The sequence below is a fragment of the Streptomyces otsuchiensis genome (genome assembly GCF_004305975.1).
Classification (GTDB): domain Bacteria; phylum Actinomycetota; class Actinomycetes; order Streptomycetales; family Streptomycetaceae; genus Streptomyces; species Streptomyces otsuchiensis.
Map to the genome: position 1 here is coordinate 1 of NZ_BHZI01000560.1, position 936 is coordinate 936.

Consider the following 936-nt stretch of genomic DNA (forward strand, 5'->3'; position numbering starts at 1 on the left):
CCCTCCTCCCCCGCCGCTCCGGACGCCCCGGAGGCCGGGGCTTCGCTGCCCGTGCTGGGTACGCCGGACGAGGTGGCGCGCGCCATCGTCCAGAACACCGTCGTCGACGCGGTCTTCGTGCGCGGACCGGGCGAACGGGAGGACGCGGAGTTGCTGCGACTGTGCCGGGTCCGGGGCTGCACCGTCTGGCTGGTCGATGTCGGCCCGGAACTGGGCCCGGGGCCGGTTCCGGGCGCGGCGCTCGGCAGGCGGCCCGACCAGGCAGCCCACTTGTGGGGCTTCGCCTGCTGGCGGCTGGACCCGCCCCGCGAGACGGCCGCCCCCCACCTCGCCAAGCGCTGCCTGGACGTGCTGGTCGCCGCGCTCGCGCTGCTGCTGGCCTCACCGGTCCTGCTCGCGTGCGCGCTGGCTGTCCGGATCGCCGACGGACCGGGCGTCCTCTTCCGGCAGCAGCGCGTCGGCCAGGGCGGACGGCCCTTCGTCATCCTGAAGTTCCGCACCCTGCGGCCGGTGGACGACGCGGAGTCCGCCACGCGCTGGAACGTCGCCGGCGACCGCCGGATGAGCCCGGTCGGCGCCCTGCTGCGCCGCAGTTCGCTGGACGAACTGCCGCAGCTGTGGAACGTGTTGCGCGGCGACATGAGCCTCGTCGGACCGCGCCCCGAACGACCCCACTTCGTCGCGGAGTTCAGCCGGACCTACCCCGGCTACGAACAGCGCCACCGGATGCCGGTCGGGCTCACCGGCCTCGCGCAGGTCAGCGGGCTGCGCGGGGACACCTCGATCGAGGAGCGCACCCGCTTCGACAACCACTACATCGACACCTGGTCGCTGTGGCAGGACATCTCCATCATGCTCCGCACCAGCGTGGGCTGCTTCCGCTGCGGAGGGAGCTGACTGTGCCCTCCCCCACCACGCCCTCCCCCACCACGGCGT

At 73.8% G+C, this 936-nt stretch carries 1 protein-coding gene; it reads left to right on the forward strand.

Annotated elements, in window-relative coordinates; genetic code table 11:
• A partial coding sequence (locus tag E0D90_RS25835; RefSeq protein WP_174856265.1) for a sugar transferase occupies window positions 1-897 on the forward strand: 897 nt, incomplete at its 5' end.
• Window positions 898-936: the final 39 nt, after the last annotated feature.